General features: G+C 64.2%; 17 protein-coding genes. 3 read left to right on the top strand and 14 right to left on the bottom strand.

Annotated elements, in window-relative coordinates:
• Positions 1 to 426: 426 nt before the first annotated feature.
• The 10 genes from parC to rpoZ form a co-directional block, all read right to left on the bottom strand.
• Positions 427 to 2685: a DNA topoisomerase IV subunit A gene (gene parC, locus IVA98_RS35975; protein ID WP_247299659.1), complete on the bottom strand. Its 2259-nt coding sequence runs from the start codon at positions 2683 to 2685 to the stop codon at positions 427 to 429.
• Between the two features lie 448 nt (positions 2686 to 3133).
• On the bottom strand, positions 3134 to 3886 hold the full coding sequence (gene recO, locus IVA98_RS35965) for a DNA repair protein RecO (protein ID WP_247299664.1): 753 nt from the start codon (positions 3884 to 3886) through the stop codon (positions 3134 to 3136).
• Between the two features lie 40 nt (positions 3887 to 3926).
• The gene (locus tag IVA98_RS35960; RefSeq protein ID WP_247299667.1) at positions 3927 to 4307 is read right to left on the bottom strand and encodes a hypothetical protein; all 381 of its coding nucleotides are present in this window, start codon (positions 4305 to 4307) and stop codon (positions 3927 to 3929) included.
• A gap of 21 nt (positions 4308 to 4328) precedes the next feature.
• On the bottom strand, positions 4329 to 5255 hold the full coding sequence (era, locus tag IVA98_RS35955; RefSeq protein ID WP_247356828.1) for a GTPase Era: 927 nt from the start codon (positions 5253 to 5255) through the stop codon (positions 4329 to 4331).
• On the bottom strand, positions 5245 to 6081 hold the full coding sequence (gene rnc / locus IVA98_RS35950; RefSeq protein ID WP_247356825.1) for a ribonuclease III: 837 nt from the start codon (positions 6079 to 6081) through the stop codon (positions 5245 to 5247). The genes era and rnc overlap by 11 nt, the downstream gene beginning before the upstream one ends.
• A complete protein-coding gene (gene lepB, locus IVA98_RS35945) occupies positions 6078 to 6842 on the bottom strand; it encodes a signal peptidase I (RefSeq protein WP_247356797.1) in 765 nt (254 codons plus the stop codon). Before lepB ends, rnc begins: the two co-directional genes overlap by 4 nt.
• A 248-nt stretch (positions 6843 to 7090) precedes the next feature.
• A complete protein-coding gene (acpS, locus tag IVA98_RS35940) occupies positions 7091 to 7510 on the bottom strand; it encodes a holo-ACP synthase (protein WP_247356794.1) in 420 nt (139 codons plus the stop codon).
• Entirely contained in the window at positions 7507 to 8259 is a 753-nt protein-coding gene (locus IVA98_RS35935; RefSeq protein ID WP_247356791.1) for a pyridoxine 5'-phosphate synthase, read from the bottom strand. Before IVA98_RS35935 ends, acpS begins: the two co-directional genes overlap by 4 nt.
• A gap of 45 nt (positions 8260 to 8304) precedes the next feature.
• Entirely contained in the window at positions 8305 to 10590 is a 2286-nt protein-coding gene (locus IVA98_RS35930; RefSeq protein ID WP_247337428.1) for a RelA/SpoT family protein, read from the bottom strand.
• Positions 10591 to 10796: 206 nt separating this feature from the next.
• The gene (rpoZ, locus tag IVA98_RS35925) at positions 10797 to 11189 is read right to left on the bottom strand and encodes a DNA-directed RNA polymerase subunit omega (protein ID WP_007603391.1); all 393 of its coding nucleotides are present in this window, start codon (positions 11187 to 11189) and stop codon (positions 10797 to 10799) included.
• A 331-nt stretch (positions 11190 to 11520) separates the two neighbouring features.
• On the opposite strand from rpoZ, the gene IVA98_RS35920 reads away from it, so the two are divergent.
• Entirely contained in the window at positions 11521 to 12165 is a 645-nt protein-coding gene (locus tag IVA98_RS35920; protein ID WP_128933338.1) for a LabA-like NYN domain-containing protein, read from the top strand.
• Positions 12146 to 12820: a uracil-DNA glycosylase gene (locus tag IVA98_RS35915; RefSeq protein ID WP_247356781.1), complete on the top strand. Its 675-nt coding sequence runs from the start codon at positions 12146 to 12148 to the stop codon at positions 12818 to 12820. The genes IVA98_RS35920 and IVA98_RS35915 overlap by 20 nt, the downstream gene beginning before the upstream one ends.
• A gap of 8 nt (positions 12821 to 12828) precedes the next feature.
• Here the strand turns inward: IVA98_RS35915 and IVA98_RS35910 are convergent, their stop codons facing one another.
• The 4 genes from IVA98_RS35910 to dapA are packed head-to-tail and all read right to left on the bottom strand — an operon-like array spanning position 12829 to position 15306.
• A complete protein-coding gene (locus tag IVA98_RS35910) occupies positions 12829 to 13410 on the bottom strand; it encodes a peroxiredoxin (protein WP_247356779.1) in 582 nt (193 codons plus the stop codon).
• Positions 13411 to 13413: 3 nt separating this feature from the next.
• The gene (gene smpB / locus IVA98_RS35905; RefSeq protein WP_247299684.1) at positions 13414 to 13887 is read right to left on the bottom strand and encodes an SsrA-binding protein SmpB; all 474 of its coding nucleotides are present in this window, start codon (positions 13885 to 13887) and stop codon (positions 13414 to 13416) included.
• 59 nt (positions 13888 to 13946) lie between these two features.
• Positions 13947 to 14363: a large conductance mechanosensitive channel protein MscL gene (gene mscL, locus IVA98_RS35900; protein ID WP_247356890.1), complete on the bottom strand. Its 417-nt coding sequence runs from the start codon at positions 14361 to 14363 to the stop codon at positions 13947 to 13949.
• A gap of 52 nt (positions 14364 to 14415) precedes the next feature.
• A complete protein-coding gene (gene dapA, locus IVA98_RS35895) occupies positions 14416 to 15306 on the bottom strand; it encodes a 4-hydroxy-tetrahydrodipicolinate synthase (protein ID WP_247356777.1) in 891 nt (296 codons plus the stop codon).
• Positions 15307 to 15585: 279 nt separating this feature from the next.
• Between dapA and IVA98_RS35890 the strand changes: the two genes are divergently transcribed.
• Positions 15586 to 17997, top strand: coding sequence for a lytic transglycosylase domain-containing protein (locus tag IVA98_RS35890; protein WP_247337426.1), 2412 nt, complete (start codon positions 15586 to 15588; stop codon positions 17995 to 17997).
• Positions 17998 to 18351 lie beyond the last annotated feature (354 nt).

The raw sequence follows: 18351 nt of genomic DNA, 5'->3' as shown, positions 1-18351 counted from the left end.
CGCATCAGTCATCCGCATGGCGACGGGGGCAACAGTGCATCGCTCCCCGAGGAGAGCACGAAGGACACCGTTAAAACCATTCGCGCAGGGAAGGCCGGGCGACCGGCATCACCTGTTGTCCACCCCGTGTGCATTTCCATCGCACACGGACTCGGGTGCCGCCGGCGCCCGGCCTTCCCTGCGCCCTTGTATTTCCGAGGGGCGCGCCGTGAAGCAAAGCTCGGGCGAGATGAGCCGCGAGAATGAGAACGCTCCTCTGCTGTTTGAAAATTGTATCGGAGGTGGTCTAGCCCCCTCGCTGTCATCGCCCGGCTTGACCGGGCGATCCAGTATTTCAGAGAAGGTCGTGATCGGACCGAGAAGCTGCGGCGTACTGGATGCCCCGGTTTCGCGGAGCATGACACCGGCGTTGTGGCGAGAGCCGCCCTACCCGATCACCCGGCCGAACTTGTTCGACTTCGGAAACCCCTTCGGTGCCAGACGGCCGGCATCGGCGCGGTTGCCTTGCCATTCGGCGAGCTCTTTCATCGTTGCCGAGAATTCGCGCCCCGCGGAGTCCTTCCAGGTCAGCCCCGCCTTGGCATCGAATACCGCGACGTCGGAGAGGCCGCCGTCCTTGTATTTCTGCAAGCGCGTGCCCCGGCCGCGGGCCATCTCGGGGACCTGGTCGAGCGGGAAGATCAGCATCTTGCGGTTCTCGCCGATGACAGCAACGGTGTCGCCTGTTACCTCGGTGATCGCGCGTGCCTCGTTCGGCATCTCGACGTTGAGGACCTGCTTGCCCTTCTTGGTGGTGCCGACGCAATCGTCCTCGTTGACCACAAAACCCTGGCCTTCGTGGCTCGCGACCAGGAATTTGCGCCCGCCCTTGTTGACGAACAGCGCAACCGGCGCAGCCTCCTGCTCGAGGTCGATGAACAGGCGGATCGGTTCGCCGTGGCCGCGGCCCCCGGGCAGCTTCGCCACATCGAGCGAGTAGAACTTGCCGTTGGTGGCGAACAGCAGCAGCTTCGAGGTCGTCTCCGCAAAGAAGGCGAAACCGAGCTTGTCGTCCTGCTTGAAGGCAAGGCCCGAGAGATCCTCAACATGACCCTTCATGGTGCGGATCCAGCCCTTGTCAGAGACCACGACCGTCACCGGCTCGCGCTCGACAAAGGCTTCCTCGATCGCGGCGAGATCGTGCTCGGGTGCGTCGGCAAAGGTGGTGCGGCGCTTGCCGAGCGGCGTCTTCGGCCCGAACATGTCGCGGACCTTGCCGACCTGCTCGCCGACCTTTTTCCATTGCTCGGCTTCCGAGGCGAGCACCGCATTGATGCCCTTGAGCTCGGCGCGCAGGTTCTTGTCCTCGGTGCGGATCTCCATCTCCTCGAGCTTGCGCAAACTGCGCAGCCGCATATTGAGAATGGCTTCAGTCTGCACCTCGGTGAGCTTGAACGCCTTCATCAGCTCGGGCTTCGGCTCATCCTCGGTGCGGATGATCTTGATCACCTTGTCGATGTTCAGATAGGCGATCAGGAGGCCGCCGAGCACTTCCAGCCGGTGCTCGATCTGCGCCTTGCGGTGATTGTTGCGGCGGATCAGCACGTCGCGCAGATGGTCGAGCCACTCGCGCAAGCACTCGGCCAGGCCGACCACCTTGGGCACCTTGCCCTTGATCAGCACGTTCAGGTTCAGCGGGATCTTGCTTTCAAGCTCCGTCAGCCGGAACAGCGACTCCATCATCAGCGCGGGATCGACGTTCTTCGACTTCGGCTCGATGACGAGACGGACGTCCTCGGCCGATTCGTCCCTGACATCACCGACCAGCGGGAGCTTCTTCTGGTCCAACAGCTCGGCGATCCTCTCCACCATCCGCGACTTCTGCACCAGCCAGGGGATCTCGGTGACCACGACCACCCAGGTGCCGCGAGCGCCCTCCTCCTGCTCCCACCGCGCACGCACGCGGAACGAACCGCGGCCCGTCGTGTACGCCTCGGCGATTGCCTGCTTGGAATCGACGATGATGCCGCCGGTCGGGAAATCCGGACCCTTAACCCACTTCAGCAGCGCCTTGGATTTCGCGTCGGGCTTCTCGATCAGATGCAGCGCGGCGTCGCACAGCTCGGCGGCGTTGTGCGGCGGGATCGAGGTCGCCATGCCGACCGCGATTCCTTGCGCGCCGTTGGCAAGCAGGTTGGGGAAGCCGCCGGGCAGGACGATCGGCTCCTTCGACTGGCCGTCGTAATTGGCGCGGAACTCGACCCCGTCCTCGTCGATACCATCGAGCAGAAGACGCGCGACGTCGGTCATGCGCGCTTCGGTGTAACGGTAGGCAGCCGGGTTATCGCCGTCGATATTGCCGAAATTGCCCTGGCCGTCGACCAGCGGGTAACGCGAGGAGAAGTCCTGCGCGAGGCGGACCATGGCGTCGTAGATGGCCTGGTCGCCATGCGGATGGAACGAGCCCATCACGTCGCCGACGATCTTTGCGGATTTCTTGAACGCCGTACCGGGGTCGAGCCGGAGCAGGCGCATGCCATAGAGGATGCGCCGGTGCACCGGCTTCAGGCCGTCGCGCGCGTCCGGCAACGCACGGTGCATGATGGTGGAGAGCGCATAGGCGAGATAGCGCTCTTCCAGCGCTTCACGCAGCGGCACCTCGTGAATTTCGGCCGGTTCTTCCGGCGGAACGATTCGTTTTCCCATGCCGCCCGGTTAAACCGTGGAAGCGAATCGGGCAAGGATGGATTGGTTCCTTGGGGGTGGCTAGTGCCCCGCCCAGCCGGCGGTCACAGGCTGGGTGGTTTGCGGATTCTGAGCCTGCGTGCTGGCCGGTGCATTGGCCAGGCAACGCCGGGCGGTCTCGATCTCAGCCTCGCTCGCGCCCTTGGACCGCGCCCATGCCTCTGCGGCTGCAACCGAATATTTTGGCCACATAATACCGAATGACGGTGCAGGATGCCCGACGAAACACGCCATGTTGCGGCTCGCCGGCCATTGCATCAGGCGCGCACGCGAGCAGCGCCGCCGACAAGGCGAATCCCCTGATCAACATTTAGGCTAACCCCGCTGTGGAACCGCGGGTCAATTCGGCCGGCCAAGATTTGGTTCCCGGGAACTTTTAGGTAGGTTGGCAGGCAGAGGCGCTATTTAATCATGGCACCGGAATCTCCGCCCTTCCCTGCTGCCGCATCAAGGCGTTGATAAATCCGGCGCGCGCGTCGGAATGGCCCTGCCCGCGCGGCTCCAGCACGTGGCGCAGCAGGAACAAACCGGTGAGCCGAAAGCCGTCCTGGAGATCCTGCTCGGTAAGGTCGGTGTGCACCTCGCCCTGGCGCAGGAATGGCGGCAGCCGCAACAGCCGGTCGCGCCAGGGCTCGCCCGCGCCGCGCGAGACCGCGCCGCCGGATTTGGGCGAGACATAGATCAGGTCCGTGGTCTCCCCGGTTACCGCGCAATTCTCCAGCGCCAGCCCAAAGCCGAGTTCGGCCAGCATCGCCAGCTCGAAATGGATGACGTGCACGGCGGCGCCGCCGATATCGTCGAAATCATCGAGCGAATGTTCGAGCAGAGCAAAGATCGCCTCATGCGGATCGCGCTCGGGCAGCAGCCGCGCGATCGAAGCGAGATGGGTAACGCCGTAGACCCCGTGGGACGATGCCAGCAGCGTCGCCGCGCGCAGCTTCAATCCCTCGATCGCATAGGTGCCGAGATGCTCGTCGAGCCGCGCCCGCCACACCGCACTGACGCTGTTCCCCGGCTGCAAAAGCGGCCGCATCCGCGAGCCGGCACCGCCGCGGACGAGACCAAGATGCCGGCCGTGCGCGCGCGTCAACAGCTCGACGATGGCGCTGCTCTCGCCATGCCGGCGCACCCCCAGCACGATGCCTTCGTCGGTCCATTCCATGGCAGGAAGTGTAACCCACCCTGCGGCGTCGCGCGAGACGCTAGGCGTTGAACCAGCCCTGTGCATCGCCCGTGAAGGAGAAATACAGGCCCATCGTCGTCAGCACGCAGGAGACGATCTCGATGGCGCTGTCGAGCTCCATGCCCTTCTCGCCGATGATCTGGCCGAGCGAGATCACCGACAGCACGAGGGCTGCCGCAAGCACCCAGCGCGGCCAGTTCTTGCGTCCATGCGCGGCGAGCCAGACGAAATAGACGAGAAGCAGGATCATGCCGCCGGCGAGCAGGGTGGCGGTCATGATCATTTGCTCGGCCATCTCGGCGTTGGGCGTGCGGTCCTGCACCGCGACCGACAGGGCATCCAGCATCAACGATGCATAGAGCAGCGCTTCGAAGCGCCGGACGTTGCTGGGCACGCTCATCGGATACCGATCTGTTCTTGGTTATTCCTTGGGGAAGTCCAGGCCCATCTCGCGATAGCGATCGGGATCGTCGCCCCAGTTCTCGCGCACCTTGACGAACAGGAACAGATGCACCGGTACATCCAGGATCTGCATCAGTTCTTTGCGCGAGTCGGCGCCGATCGACTTGATGGTGGCGCCGCCCTTGCCGAGCACGATCTTGCGCTGGCTTTCGCGCTCGACGAAGATGGTCTGCTCGATGCGCACCGACTTGTCCTTGCGCTCCTCCCACTTGTCGGTCTCGACCGTGGACTGGTAGGGCAATTCCTGGTGCAGCTTCTGATAGATTTTTTCGCGCGTGATTTCGGAAGCTAGCTGCCGCATCGGCGCGTCCGACATCTGGTCCTCGGGATAGAGGAATGGACCAGGAGGCACCATCTCGGCCAGCGTCGTGCGGATGTCGTCGACGCCGTCGCCCGAGATCGCCGCAATCATGAAGGTCTTCGCGAATTTCATGCGCTCGTTGGCGGCCTGGGCCAGAGCCAACAGCTTCTCGCGCTGGACCAGGTCGACCTTGTTGATCACCAGGATCTTCTCGTGGTTGACGCTGGCCGCCTTGGCGAGGATCGCCTCGGCCTCCTCGTCGATCCCGGTCTTGGCATCGAGTAGCACGCAGACGAGATCGGCGTCGTGAGCCCCGCTCCAGGCGGTCGAGACCATGGCACGGTCGAGCCGGCGCTTCGGCGAGAAGATACCGGGCGTGTCGACCAGGATGATCTGCGCGTTGTTCTCGATCACGATGCCGCGGATCAGCGCGCGCGTGGTCTGCACCTTGCGCGAGACGATCGTAACCTTGGCGCCGACCAGCGCGTTCGTCAGCGTGGACTTCCCGACATTCGGCGCGCCGATCAGCGCAACGAAGCCGCAGCGCGTAGCGGTAGGCGCCTCGCCGCTTGCTTCAGCCGTCATTGCCGCCGCCAACGCCTTCGCGTTCGATCATCACTGAAGCCGCCACCTTCTCTGCCGCACGCTTGCTGCCGCCGATGCCTTCGGCCGGGGCCAATCCCGGCAGGTCGACGGCAACCCGGAATTGCGGATCGTGATGCGGGCCGGTACGCTCGACCTCGCGGTAGACCGGGGTCGGCAAGCCTTTCCCCTGCGCCCATTCCTGGAGCACGGTCTTGGGGTCGCGCAAGGGCCGGCGCGGCTTGTGCATGCGCTCGGTCCAGTTGCGCCTGACGAATTCGGCCGCCGCCGCGTACCCGCCGTCGAGGAAAACGGCGCCGATCACGGCCTCGCAGATGTCCCCGAGCACGCTCTTGCGCAGGCGGGCGTCGGCGCTGGGGCCGACCGAGCCGAGCTTGATGTCGTCGAGCAGACCGAGCGTTTTTGCGACGTCGGCACAGCTCTCCTTGCGCACGAGCTCGGCAAGCCGCTTGGACAGCTCGCCTTCGTCGGCGTTCGGGAAGGTGTGATAGAGCATGTCGGAGACGACCAGCCCGAGCACGTGGTCGCCGAGAAATTCCAGGCGCTGATAGCTGTCGCCGCGCTTGCGCCCGGACTTCAGTGCCGAGACATGCGTGATCGCCTGCATCAAGAGGTTCGGGTCAGTGAAGCTGTGGCCGATACGCGCCTCGAGCGCCGCGTTCGCGTCCGCGCCCTTGGCCTTGCTGCTTCGCGTCCGCTTCTTCTTCGCGGGCGCCTTGCTCGCAAGCGATTTGGTCGCAGCTTCGCCCTCGGGGCCGGCTTGCGCCTCCGTCAGTGGGGTCGCGATGTCCTTGGCTTCGTCTTTCATCGGACGATATTGAAGAAACGATGCCAGCGCACCGCCCAAGGCCAGCGCCAGAACATCCAGGCATGCTCGCCTTCGGCGATGGAGAAGAAGATCATCTGCGCGCGGCCGATCAAGTTCTCCTGCGGTACATAACCGACCTGGCCAAGGAAGCGGCTGTCGGTCGAGTTGTCGCGGTTGTCGCCCATCATGAAGAAGTGACCGGGCGGCACCGTGTAGACGTTGGTGTTGTCCATGTAGCCGTTGTCGGCGCAGTCCAGCGTCTCGTAGGACACGCCGTTCGGTAGCGTCTCCTTCCAGCGCTTCACCCGGGAGATGCCCCCGCCTTCGGAGCCGCACGGATCCTCGCCGACGAACTCGCTCATGCGCTGCCGCTCGACCGGAGTGTCGTTGATGTAGAGCAGACCGTCCCGCATCTGGATGCGGTCGCCGGGAAGACCGATCACGCGCTTGATGTAGTCGGTGGAATCGTCCTTGGGCAGCCGAAACACGACAATGTCGCCGCGGTCGGGGTCAGAGCCCCAGACCCGCCCCGAGAACAGCGGCGGCGAAAACGGGATCGAATAGTGACTATAGCCGTAGGAATATTTCGAGACGAACAGATAGTCGCCGACCAGCAGCGTGGCCTTCATCGAACCGGACGGGATGTTGAACGGCTGGAACAGGAACGTGCGGATCACCAGCGCGATCAGCAGGGCATGGATCACGACCCGAATCGTTTCGCCGACACCGCTCTCAGTTTTCGTTCCCGAAGTCACGCTCATTGCTCTCTCAATTCCGGCCGGCGGTCACAGAGCGCCCTCCTCCCGCGAACAGCCGATCGGCTCGCGGCCCAAGGAGATTGTCCTGATTCTGATAGTGAGGGCCAATTCCGGCGTAAAGCCGAATTCACCCAGCCTGATTTGCGTCGACGGACTTTTAGACGGTTGTCGGAGACCACGCAATCAAGGATCGCATCAAAACTGCATAAGATATTGGTATTTCAAACGAATTATGAGATTACAGGATCCGGTCAGGGCTTGGCCAGCGGGACGGCGGAAATCACGACGAAGGCCTGCGCGAGCGGCCAGTCGTCTGTGATCGAAACATCGATCCGCGCCTCGAACCCTTCCGGTGTCAGGGCCTGAAGCCGAGCCAAGGCGCCGCCGGTCAGGTGCATGGTCGGCCGTCCGCCCGGCAAGTTGACTACCCCCATGTCGCGCCACCAGACGCCGCGCCGGATCCCGGTACCGAGCGCCTTGGAGCAGGCCTCCTTGGCGGCAAAGCGCTTGGCGTAGGTCGCCACCACCATCTTGTCGTTCTTGGCGCGCCGCTCCGCCTTGGCCCGCTCGGCCGCGGTGAAGATGCGTTCGAGGAAGCGCTCGCCATGGCGCTCGATCACCTTGGCGACGCGGGTGATGTCGATCAGGTCCGAGCCGATTCCGATGATCATGCCCGGCTCCGGCCGCGGTCCATCGCCGCGCGCATGCTGCGCACGGTCTCGGCGAGCCCCACGAACAGCGCCTCGCCGATGATGTAGTAGCCGATGTTGAGCTCCATGATCTCAGGCAGGGCCGCGATCGTCTCCGCCGTCGTATAGTCGAGCCCGTGGCCGGCATGGACCTCGAGCCCCGCTTCCTTCGCCAGCTTCGCCCCCGCCACGATCCGCTGCCATTCGGCATCGGCCTTGTCGGTCTGGCCGTCGACGACGGCGTGGCACCAGGCGCCGGTGTGGATCTCGATCACGGGGGCGCGCAGCCGTGCCGCCATCTCGATCTGCGCGGGATCGGCGGCGATGAATAGCGAGACCCGGATGCCGGCATCGCTCAGCCGCGCGATGTAGGGCGCGAGCGCATCGTGCTGGCCGACAACATCTAACCCACCCTCGGTCGTCACCTCCTGCCGCCGCTCCGGCACGAGGCACACCGCGTGGGGCCTTGTGGCGAGCGAGATCCGCATCATGTCGTCAGTCGCCGCCATCTCGAAATTGAGCGGCTTGGAGATCTCCGCCTTCAGCCGCGCCATGTCCTCGTCGCGGATGTGCCGGCGATCCTCACGCAAATGCGCCGTGATGCCATCGGCCCCGGCCTCGATCGCCACCAGGGCGGCGCGCACCGGATCGGGATTGCGGCCGCCGCGCGCGTTGCGCAGGGTCGCGACATGATCGACGTTGACGCCGAGGCGGAGCGGAAGTGCGGGCATTGCAGGACTCACGAGCTCAGGGGGACAGACGCATGCGAGAAGCGTCTATCCATTAACACGTTCGACGCGGGCGACGACCGCCTTGGCGCGCAATTGGGCCAGGATCGCGCTCAAATGCTTCAGATCGTAGACTTCGAGGTCGATCGTCGTCTCCGTGAAATCAGGTGAGCGGCGCTGCATGCTGATATTGTCGATGTTGCCGTCGTGCTCGGCGATCACCGTCGCGATCTGTGCCAGCGCGCCGGGCTCGTTGACGTTCTCGACCTTGATGCGGGCCGGGAAGCGCTGCGGCAAGGAATCCTCGATGTCCCAGCGCACGTCGAGCCAGCGCTCCGGCTCCTCCTCGAAATCCTTCAGGGCCGGCGCCTGGATCGGGTAGATCGTGATGCCCTCGCCCGGCGTCACGATGCCGACGATGCGGTCGCCGGGCACGGCGCCACCGTTCGGCGCGAACTTCACCGGCAGGTCGGAATTGATGCCGCGGATCGGAATGGCGACCGGGCTGCGTGGCGACTCCGACGACTTCTCCTTGAGCTTGGCGGCGAGCCCCTTCTTGAGGCCGTAGCGCGCGATGCGCTCCTCCTTGTAGTCCGGATACATCGCGCGCGCGACGTGGGAAGCCTTGATCTCGCCGCGCCCGACCGCCGCCATGACGTCCTCGATCGAGGTCCGCGCCAGCCGCGGCAGCGCGCCCTTGAGCTTGTCGTCGGCATATTCGATCTTGGCGCGCTCGAACAGGCGCTCGACGATGCGCCGGCCGAGACCGACATATTGATCGCGCATGGCGGTGCGCGTGGCGCGCCGGATCGCGGCGCGCGCCTTGCCGGTGACCGCGAGCGTCTCCCAGGCCGACGGCGGTGCCGACTGCGCTTCCGAGGTCAGCACCTCGACCTCGTCGCCGTTCTGGAGCTCCGAGGACAGCGGCGCGAACTTGCCGTTGATCTTACAGCCGACGGCGCTATTGCCGACGTCGGTATGCACCGCATAGGCGAAGTCGATCACGTTGGCATGGCGCGGCAGCGCGATCAGCTTGCCCTTGGGGGTGAAGCAGAACACCTGATCATGGAATAGCTCGAGCTTGGTGTGCTCGAGGAATTCCTCGGGATTGGCGCTCTCGGAGAGGATGCCGATGGTGTGGCGCAGCCAGGCGAAGGCGTTGGATTCGCGCTTGAGGTACTCGGTCGGCGAGCCTACGCCCTCCTTATAGAAGACGTGCGCGGCGATGCCGCGCTCGGCGATCTGGTCCATCGCCTCGGTGCGGATCTGGAGCTCGACGCGCTGGTTGCCGGGGCCGATCACCGTGGTGTGGATCGAGCGGTAGTCGTTCTGCTTCGGCGTCGAGATGTAGTCCTTGAAACGCCCCGGCACGACCGGCCAGGTGGTGTGGACGATGCCGAGCGCGCGATAGCAGGCTTCGATGTCGCTGACGACGAGGCGAAAGCCGAAGATGTCGGACAATTGCTCGAAGCCGACCGACTTGCGCTCCATCTTGGTCCAGATCGAGAACGGCTTCTTGCGGCGGCCATAGACCCGTGCGCCCAGCCCCCGGTGGCGCAGATTGTTGGAGAGCTGGTCCTCGATCTCGCCGATCAGATTGCGGTTGCGCTCGGCGAGCGCATCGAGCCGCTGCATCACCACCGAATAGGCCTCGGGATCGAGCGTGCGGAAGGACAGATCCTCCAGCTCTTCACGCATTTCCTGCATGCCCATGCGGCCGGCCAGCGGCGCATAGATGTCGAGCGTCTCCTCGGCAATGCGCCTGCGCGATTCGGTCGGCACGAAGTCCAGCGTGCGCATGTTGTGCAGGCGGTCGGCGAGCTTGACCAGAAGCACTCGGACATCGTCGGCAATGGCCAGCAACAATTTGCGCAGGTTCTCGGCCTGTTTGGCCTCCCGCGACACCAGCTCCAGCCGCTTCAGCTTGGTCAGGCCCTCGACCAGAGCGCCGATCTCGGGCCCGAAGATCTGGTCGATCTCGGCCCGTGTCGCTTCGGTGTCCTCGATCGTGTCGTGCAGCAACGCGGCCACGATGGTGGCGTCGTCGAGCTTGAGGTCGGTGAGAATCGCCGCCACTTCGAGCGGGTGCGAGAAATACGGATCGCCCGAGGCGCGGGTCTGCGAGCCGTGCGCCTTCATCGCATAGACATAGGCACGGTTGAGCAGGTCTTCGTTGGTGTTGGGATTGTAAGACCTGACGCGCTCGACGAGGTCATATTGGCGCATCATGCGTGCGCGAGGCTTCGCCGGGCGCGCCACCGGCGCAGTCGGGGCCACGGCAACCGATTCGGTTGCGGCCTGCATCTGCATTGGTTTCCAGCGCCGATACACCATACGTCCTGCCTTCAAACGGACCCCGACGCGACCCGTTGCATACATCTTAACGCCGATCCCCGGCGCGTCCGATCAATTCAGTGACAGGGCGCAGCGCGAACCGACAACACTATGGTAACCACGAAAACACCAACAAAAGCAAAGGCCCGAACAACGGTTCGGGCCTTGATAAGATCACAAGAGGTCGATGATTGCGACGGGAGGACCTACTCGTCCTCCTCCGGCTGCTCCTCGGGCGGTGCGAGGCCTTCGAGACCCTTTAGGAGCTCCTCTTCGGTCATGCGTTCGACGGCGACCTCGGTATCGTCCGCATCGACGCTCGCGCCCGCGGAACCGATCAGCGGGACCGTATCAGGCTCGGGCTCGTCGACCTCGACGAACTTCTGGAGCGAGTGCACCAGCTCCTCGCGGAGGTCCTCCGGCGAAATGGTCGTCTCGGCAATTTCGCGCAAGGACACAACAGGGTTCTTGTCGTTATCGCGATCAACCGTTAGTTGTGAACCGGACGAAATCATGCGGGCGCGGTGGGCGGCCAGCAGGACCAGGTCAAACCGGTTGTCGACCTTGTCGATACAATCTTCTACGGTGACGCGAGCCATGGACTGTCGCTCCGTTGTGGGTGGGACGAAATATGTGGGTGATCGGGGCTAGTTATAGGGACCGGGCCGTTTTCGCAAGGCCAATTTGTGATTTGGCCTCGCCAAACGGCTCTGCTACCCCCACATTGGGGCTGGGATGGGTGATTTCCCGGGCTGCCATCGAAGGTAACGCCGGGCGTGTGGAAGTCCGCCATAACTATACCTTGATTGCCCCGACTTCTCCGGATTTGCGGTTTCGACGGGTTTTCGACGGCGCCTTAGAACTGCGCGGCTTGCTGCCGCCGCGCCAACAATAAAACGATCAATCACGACCACTACGCGAGCAAACTGAATGTCACTTTCTCCTACCAACAAGATCGCGCTCTTCATCGATGGCGCCAATCTCTACGCGACGGCGAAAACTCTGGGCTTCGACATCGATTACAAGCGCCTGCTGAAGGAGTTTCAGAGCCGCGGGACTCTGCTTCGGGCGTTCTACTACACCGCCATCATCGAGGATCAGGAATACTCCTCGATTCGCCCGCTGATCGATTGGCTCGACTATAACGGCTACACCGTCGTCACCAAGGCGACCAAGGAATTCATCGACGCCTCCGGACGCCGCAAGGTCAAGGGTAACATGGACATCGAGCTCGCCGTGGACGCCATGGAGCTCGCCGAGCATATCGATCAGATGGTGCTGTTCTCGGGTGACGGCGACTTCCGCTCCCTGGTCGAGGCCGTGCAGCGCCGCGGCGTGCGGGTCACCGTGGTCTCCACCATTGCCAGCCAGCCGCCGATGATCGCCGACGAGCTGCGCCGTCAGGCCGACGTCTTCACCGATCTCGTCGAGCTGCAATCCAAGCTCGGCCGCGACCCGTCCGAACGACCCGCCCCGCGTGATCGCGGCGAGCGCGAGGGACGCCACCACGCCCCGCAATTCCTCCAGCGCGCAACCACGATGGCGCCGAGGGGCGATGACGACTTCGAGGAGTGAGGCGGCCCGGCCAAGCCGCCAGCCTTCCACCGTCGTTCCCGACCGTGACTGCCCGCTCTGTCCGCGCCTGGTCGCCTTTCGCGAGGCCAACCGCGCGCGTGAGCCGTCGTGGCACAATGCGCCGGTTGCGCCCTTCGGTGACATCAAGGCGCGCCTGCTGATCGTCGGCCTTGCGCCGGGGATGCAGGGAGCCAACCGCACCGGTCGTCCCTTCACCGGCGACTATGCCGGTGATCTCCTTTACGCGACGCTGCTCGAATATGGGTTCGCCAAGGGCACCTATCAGGCGCGCCCCGATGACGGCCTGAAGCTGGTCGATTGCCGGATCGCCAATGCCGTGCATTGCGTGCCGCCGCAGAACAAGCCGCTTCCGATCGAGATCACCACCTGCCGCCGGTTTCTCGTTGCCAATCTGGCGAGCATGCCGAACCTGCGTGCCATCGTCGCGCTCGGGCGGATTGCGCACGACAGCGTGCTCAAACCGCTGAATCTGAAGGGCTCGCAAGCTCCCTTCGGCCACGGCGCCGTGCACCAGGCCGGCGCGGTCAAGCTTTACGACAGCTATCACTGCTCCCGCTACAACACCAACACAGGGGTGCTGACGCCCGACATGTTCCGGTCCGTCTTCGCGAAGGTGAAGGCCGACCTCGATTAGGCCTCGACCTAGCCCCTGGCTGGATTGGCCTTCAGCCAATCGAGCACATCGCCGGCGTTCCGGTCCGGCGGAAACACCGGGTAGAACACGTGCGTGATCCTGGCGTCGTCGATGACCAGTGCAAGCCGCTTGATCAGCGTCAGGCCTGCGACCTGCATCGTCGGTAAATTCAGGGCGCGCGTCAGCTTCAGCTTCTCGTCCGACAGCACCGGGAACGGCAGATGCAGCCGCGAGGCCATCTCGATCTGGTAGTCGTTGCTCTGGGTCGAGAGACCGAACACGTGCGAGGCGCCAGCCGCCCTCAAATCGGCAAACAGGTCGCGAAACGCGCAAGTCTGCGGGGTGCAGCCGCGCGCGCCCGGGATCATGTCCCAATCGTCGACCAGTGCGATCTTGCCGGGCTCGCCTGTGCGGGGATAGGCGAACACCACGGTCCGGCCGCGCAGCGCCGACAGCGTGACTGACGTGTCGTCCGTCGCGCGCAGGCCGATCGGCGGCAACGTCATGCCCGTCAGATGCGCGGCGCCGCCGTCGTCGGCGGGCGCGGGAATCTGGCTCCAATCGACCTCAAGCAGATTCCTCTGAATCATCCCCTATCCCCTTGCCCGCATCAGGCGGCCCTTCTCCCGGCTCCAATCGCGCTTCTTCTCGGACTCGCGCTTGTCGTGCAGCTTCTTGCCTTTTGCAATCGCCAGCTGCAATTTGGCCCGACCGCGCTCGTTGAAGTATAGCTTGAGCGGGATCAGCGTCATGCCTTCGCGGTCGACCGCGCCCATCAGCTTGTTGATCTCTCGGCGGTGAAGCAGCAGTTTTCGCGGCCGTTTGGGCTCGTGATTGAAGCGGTTGCCCTGGAGATATTCGGGAATGGTGGCGTTGATCAGCCAGATCTCGCCATTCTTCGAGTCGGCATAGGATTCCGCGATCGTGCTCTTGCCGTTGCGGATCGACTTGACCTCGGTGCCGGTCAGGGCAATGCCCGCCTCGATCGTATCCTCGATGGCGTAGTTGAAGCGGGCCTTGCGATTTTCCGCCATGACCTTGATCGGACGTTCGTTTTTATCGGCCATAGCAGACAAACCTGATCAAGATGCGCACGGATTCTAACAGGTCGGATGAAGCGCGCGCGTCAAGACTTCTTGAGGAGATCACGGATCTCAGTCAGCAGCTCGACCTCGGCCGACGGCTTCGGCGGAGCGGCAGGTGCCGCCTCCTCCTTGCGCTTCAAGGTATTTATGGCGCGGATCACCAGGAAGAGCACGAAGGCGATGATGATGAAGTTGATCGTCAGCGTGAGAAAGCTGCCCCAAGCGAGTACGGCGCCTTGCTTTTTCGCATCGGCTAAGTTGGTGGCTGTGACCTTCGCCGACAAGGGGGTGAAGTAGTTCGAGAAGTCGAGTCCGCCGGTGACGGCGCCAATGATCGGCATGATGACATCGCCGACCAGCGAGTTGACAATGGCGCCGAAGGCCGCGCCGATGATGACACCGACCGCAAGATCAACGACGTTCCCCTTCACGGCGAACTCGCGGAACTCCTTGAGCATCCGCGTGCCCCTTTCCTCGACGCTCATGAAAGGCTCCCCGAAGGCCAACGCGTCAGTTGATCAGGCCCGCATGCACCATCGCGCTGCGCACGGCAACGCGGGTCGGCTCGGAGACCGGCACCATCGGCAGCCGCAGCGTCTCGTCCAGCTTGCCGAGCAGCGACATCGCGTATTTGATCGGCGCCGGATTGCTTTCGATGAAGAGGTTGTTGTGCAGCGGCATCAGCTTGTCATGCAGCTTCAAGGCGGTGGCATGGTCGCCCTTCTGCCAGGCAACGTGGAACTCCGAACACAAGCGCGGCGCGACGTTCGAGGTCACCGAGATGCAGCCATGGCCGCCATGGGCCATGTAGCCGAGGATGGTCGCGTCCTCGCCGGAGAGCTGATTGAAATCCTCGCCCATCGCCGCGCGCTGCTGCGACACGCGGACCATGCTGGCGGTGGCGTCCTTCACGCCGGCGATGTTCTTCAGCTCCCACAGCCGCTTCATGGTGTCGACCGACATGTCGATCACCGAGCGCGGCGGAATGTTATAGATGATGATGGGAATGCCGATCGCGTCGTTGATCGCCTTGAAGTGCTGATACATGCCTTCCTGGGTTGGCTTGTTGTAGTAGGGCGTGACGACCAGCACGGCATCGGCGCCCGCCTTCTCGGCGTGCTGGGAGAGCTCGATGGCCTCCTTGGTCGAGTTGGAGCCGGCGCCCGCGATCACCGGCACGCGGCCCTTGGCCTCAGCGATGCACCATTCGACGACCTTCTTGTGCTCGTCATGGCTGAGCGTCGGGCTTTCGCCGGTGGTGCCGACCGGGACCAGGCCGTTGGTGCCCTCTGAAATCTGCCAATTCACCAGAGAGCGGAACGCCGCCTCGTCCAGCGAGCCGTTCTTGAACGGCGTGACCAAGGCGGTGAACGACCCCCGGAATTTCGTCTTGGCTGCCATGGACTTCCTCCGTACGCGGCGATCTCTTGAGCAAGGCCCATTCATATCGGGTCTGTCCGGCCGGTAAAAGGCCCGCCGCGTGTGACTCACTGTTTAGGCCGCGATTTTGCCGCGGTGATGGTGCAAATCGGCCCGAGGTAAGCGGCTGTTGGTATTTTGTCCGCATATTCAATCAAATTCAGCTAGATCTTGGGCCACTTGACTGATTCGGGGCGACGAAACGCCGTGACCTCCCTTCCTCGTGCCGCATGGCGATCCACCGGTCTGGTCGTGTGCCTGATGGCAGGGCTGTCGGTCGGCTGTGCTGCCTTGGCCAAGTCCAACGAAAAGCCCAACGAGACGACTGCGGACGAGGCTAAGAATTCCGCGAGGCCAGCCGCCAAGGACTCGTCCAAGGGAACCGGCAAGGAAACTTCGAAGGATACGGCCAAGGGCACCAGCAAGGGGGCCAGCGCCCCGGCCAAAGATGCCGCGAAGAAATCTGCCAAGGACGCTGGGACGAACGCCGGCAAGGAACCCGCAAAGGACAGGCCCAAGCCCGCGGCAGCAGCGTCCAAGCCCGCGGCAGCATCCAAGCCCGCGACAGCTCCCCCCGCGCCAGCATCAAAACCGACCGCCAACGGGGCGCCGCCCAAAACCGCACCCGCCCCGGCTTCGACGGTCACCGTCAGACCGGCCGCCCCGACCGCGGCCAAACCCATCGCAGCTCCCGTGCTGGCTCCTGCGACCCGCCAGCATGCAGCGCCGCGCAAGCCGGTCATACCGGCTGCGGTCGCCGCAACGTCGTCGACCTCGCAGGCCGACAAGGACACGCTGGAGACCGTCATCGAGCTCGTGCGCAAGCGCAAGGCGGGCGATGCCACCAATTATGCAGCTTCGATCTCGGATCCCGTCGCGCGAAAGCTCGCGGAATGGATCATCCTGCGCAGCGAGGACAATGGCGCGACCGTGGAGCGCTACCGCGCCTTCCTGTCCGCCAATCCGAGCTGGCCGTCGCAGACTTTCCTCCGCCGACGCCTGGAGGCCGCGATGTGGGACGACAGGCGCGACGATTCAGTTGCGTGGTCGTGGTTTGAGAATGAGTCGCCGATCTCCGCCAAGGGCCGCTTCACGCTCGCCAAGGCGATGCTGGCGCGCGGCGACCGCGCCAACGCCGAGCGGCTGGTGCGCGAGGCCTGGCGCAGCGATCCGATGTCGGAGGAGACCGAGAACAATGCGCTCGACCAGTTCGGCGCCCTGCTGACGCCAGGCGATCAGAAGGCGCGGATGGACACTTTGCTCTACGGCAGCGAGAACGAGGCCGCGCTGCGCGCCGCCAAGCGCCTTGGCGCCGGCTATGTCGCGCTCGCCAAGGCTCGCATCGCCGCCGTCAAGAAGGCGCCCAACGCGCGCGCGCTGCTCGACGCCGTGCCGCGTGAGCTGCACAACGATCCCGGCTTCATCTTCAGCAAGATCCAGCTCCTGCGCCGCGAGGAGAAGTTTGCCGAAGCGGCGCAGCTCATGCTGTCGGCGCCAAAGGATCCGAACCGGCTCTACAATCTCGACGAATGGTGGATCGAGCGGCGCCTCCTGGCGCGCAAGATGATCGACACCGAGGAATTCCGCAGCGCCTATCTGATCGCGCGCGATGCCGCCCTGCCCTCGCGCGACATCTACAAGACCGAGCAGGAATTTACCGCGGGCTGGATCGCACTCCGCTTCCTCAACGATCCCGCGACCGCCGCCCAGCATTTCGCCCGGATCGGGGTCGGCAGCGTCAATCCGACGACGCTGGCGCGCGCCGGCTATTGGCAGGGCCGCGCCGCGGAAGCGATGGGCCGCCAGCAGGAGGCGCGCAACGCCTATGCCCGCGCAGCCGAGCAGTCGACCAGCTATTACGGCCAGCTCGCGCGCGCAAAACTCGGACTGCCCCAGATCGAGCTCAACAGTCAGCCGCGGGGCCGCGGCGCCGAGCGGCTCGAGATCGTGCGCGCCGCGCAACTGCTCTACGAGCTTGACGAGCGTGAGATGGCAGTGCCGTTGCTCGCCGACATGGGCGAGAACGGCGATCCCGAAGCGCTTGCCGGCCTTGGCGAGCTCACCCAGCGCTACCGCGACGCGCGCGGCATGCTGCTGCTCGGCAAGGCCGCGCTCAATCGCGGCCTGCCGTTCGACTTCTACGCCTATCCCGTCAACGGCATTCCGCAGTTCACGCCGATCGGGCCCGAGGTCGAGCGCAGCATCGTCTATGCGATCGCGCGGCAGGAGAGCGCGTTCAATCCGTCGGTGGTCTCGCCGGCGCAGGCCTACGGGCTGATGCAGGTGACGCCGGACGCCGCACGCTACGTCTGCAAACGCCACGGCGCGACTTACGATCTGTCCCGGTTGAAGAACGATTCGGTCTACAACGCCACGCTCGGCTCGGCCGAACTCGGTGGGCTGCTCGAAGATTATCGCGGCTCCTACATCATGACCTTTGCCGCCTACAATGCCGGTCGCGGCAGCGTGAAGAAATGGGTCGAACGCTATGGCGATCCGCGCGATCCGAAAGTTGACGCGGTCGATTGGGTGGAGCTGATTCCGTTCTCCGAGACGCGCAATTACGTGCAGCGGATCATGGAAAACCTTCAGGTCTACCGCGCCCGGTTCGGCGGCGGCACGCGGTTGCAGATCGAGGCCGACCTGCGCCGCGGCACCGGCAGCGTGGAATAGCCGCGCCACCTTTAGGGGGTGGCATGCCCCGCCGTATCCGGTCGCGGTGCGCGGGTCGATGTTCGAATCTTGTTCCAGATCAGCTGGGGCGGCGTCCTGAGCTTGGTTCCCTTGGCCTTAATTCCGGCCAGCCGCCTTCCCTCTCGCACCATACTGTCCTGGTTACAGTTTTTGCGAGAGCGCCATGCGGTCACGGCAACACCCACCGTGGAGGCGGCAGCATTCCACGGGCGGGCGCGGGATATTGAAGGACAATGAGCGGCCCGAGACATAGGTGACATTTCGTACCGGACAGACGGGTTACACTTTCCGCTTTTGTTCTGCGGGAGGTGTAGATGCCGTGGAAAGCGAGTT

This window comes from Bradyrhizobium sp. 160, assembly GCF_023073735.1.
GTDB lineage: Bacteria > Pseudomonadota > Alphaproteobacteria > Rhizobiales > Xanthobacteraceae > Bradyrhizobium.
This window is presented reverse-complemented; position numbering and strand designations above follow the sequence as displayed.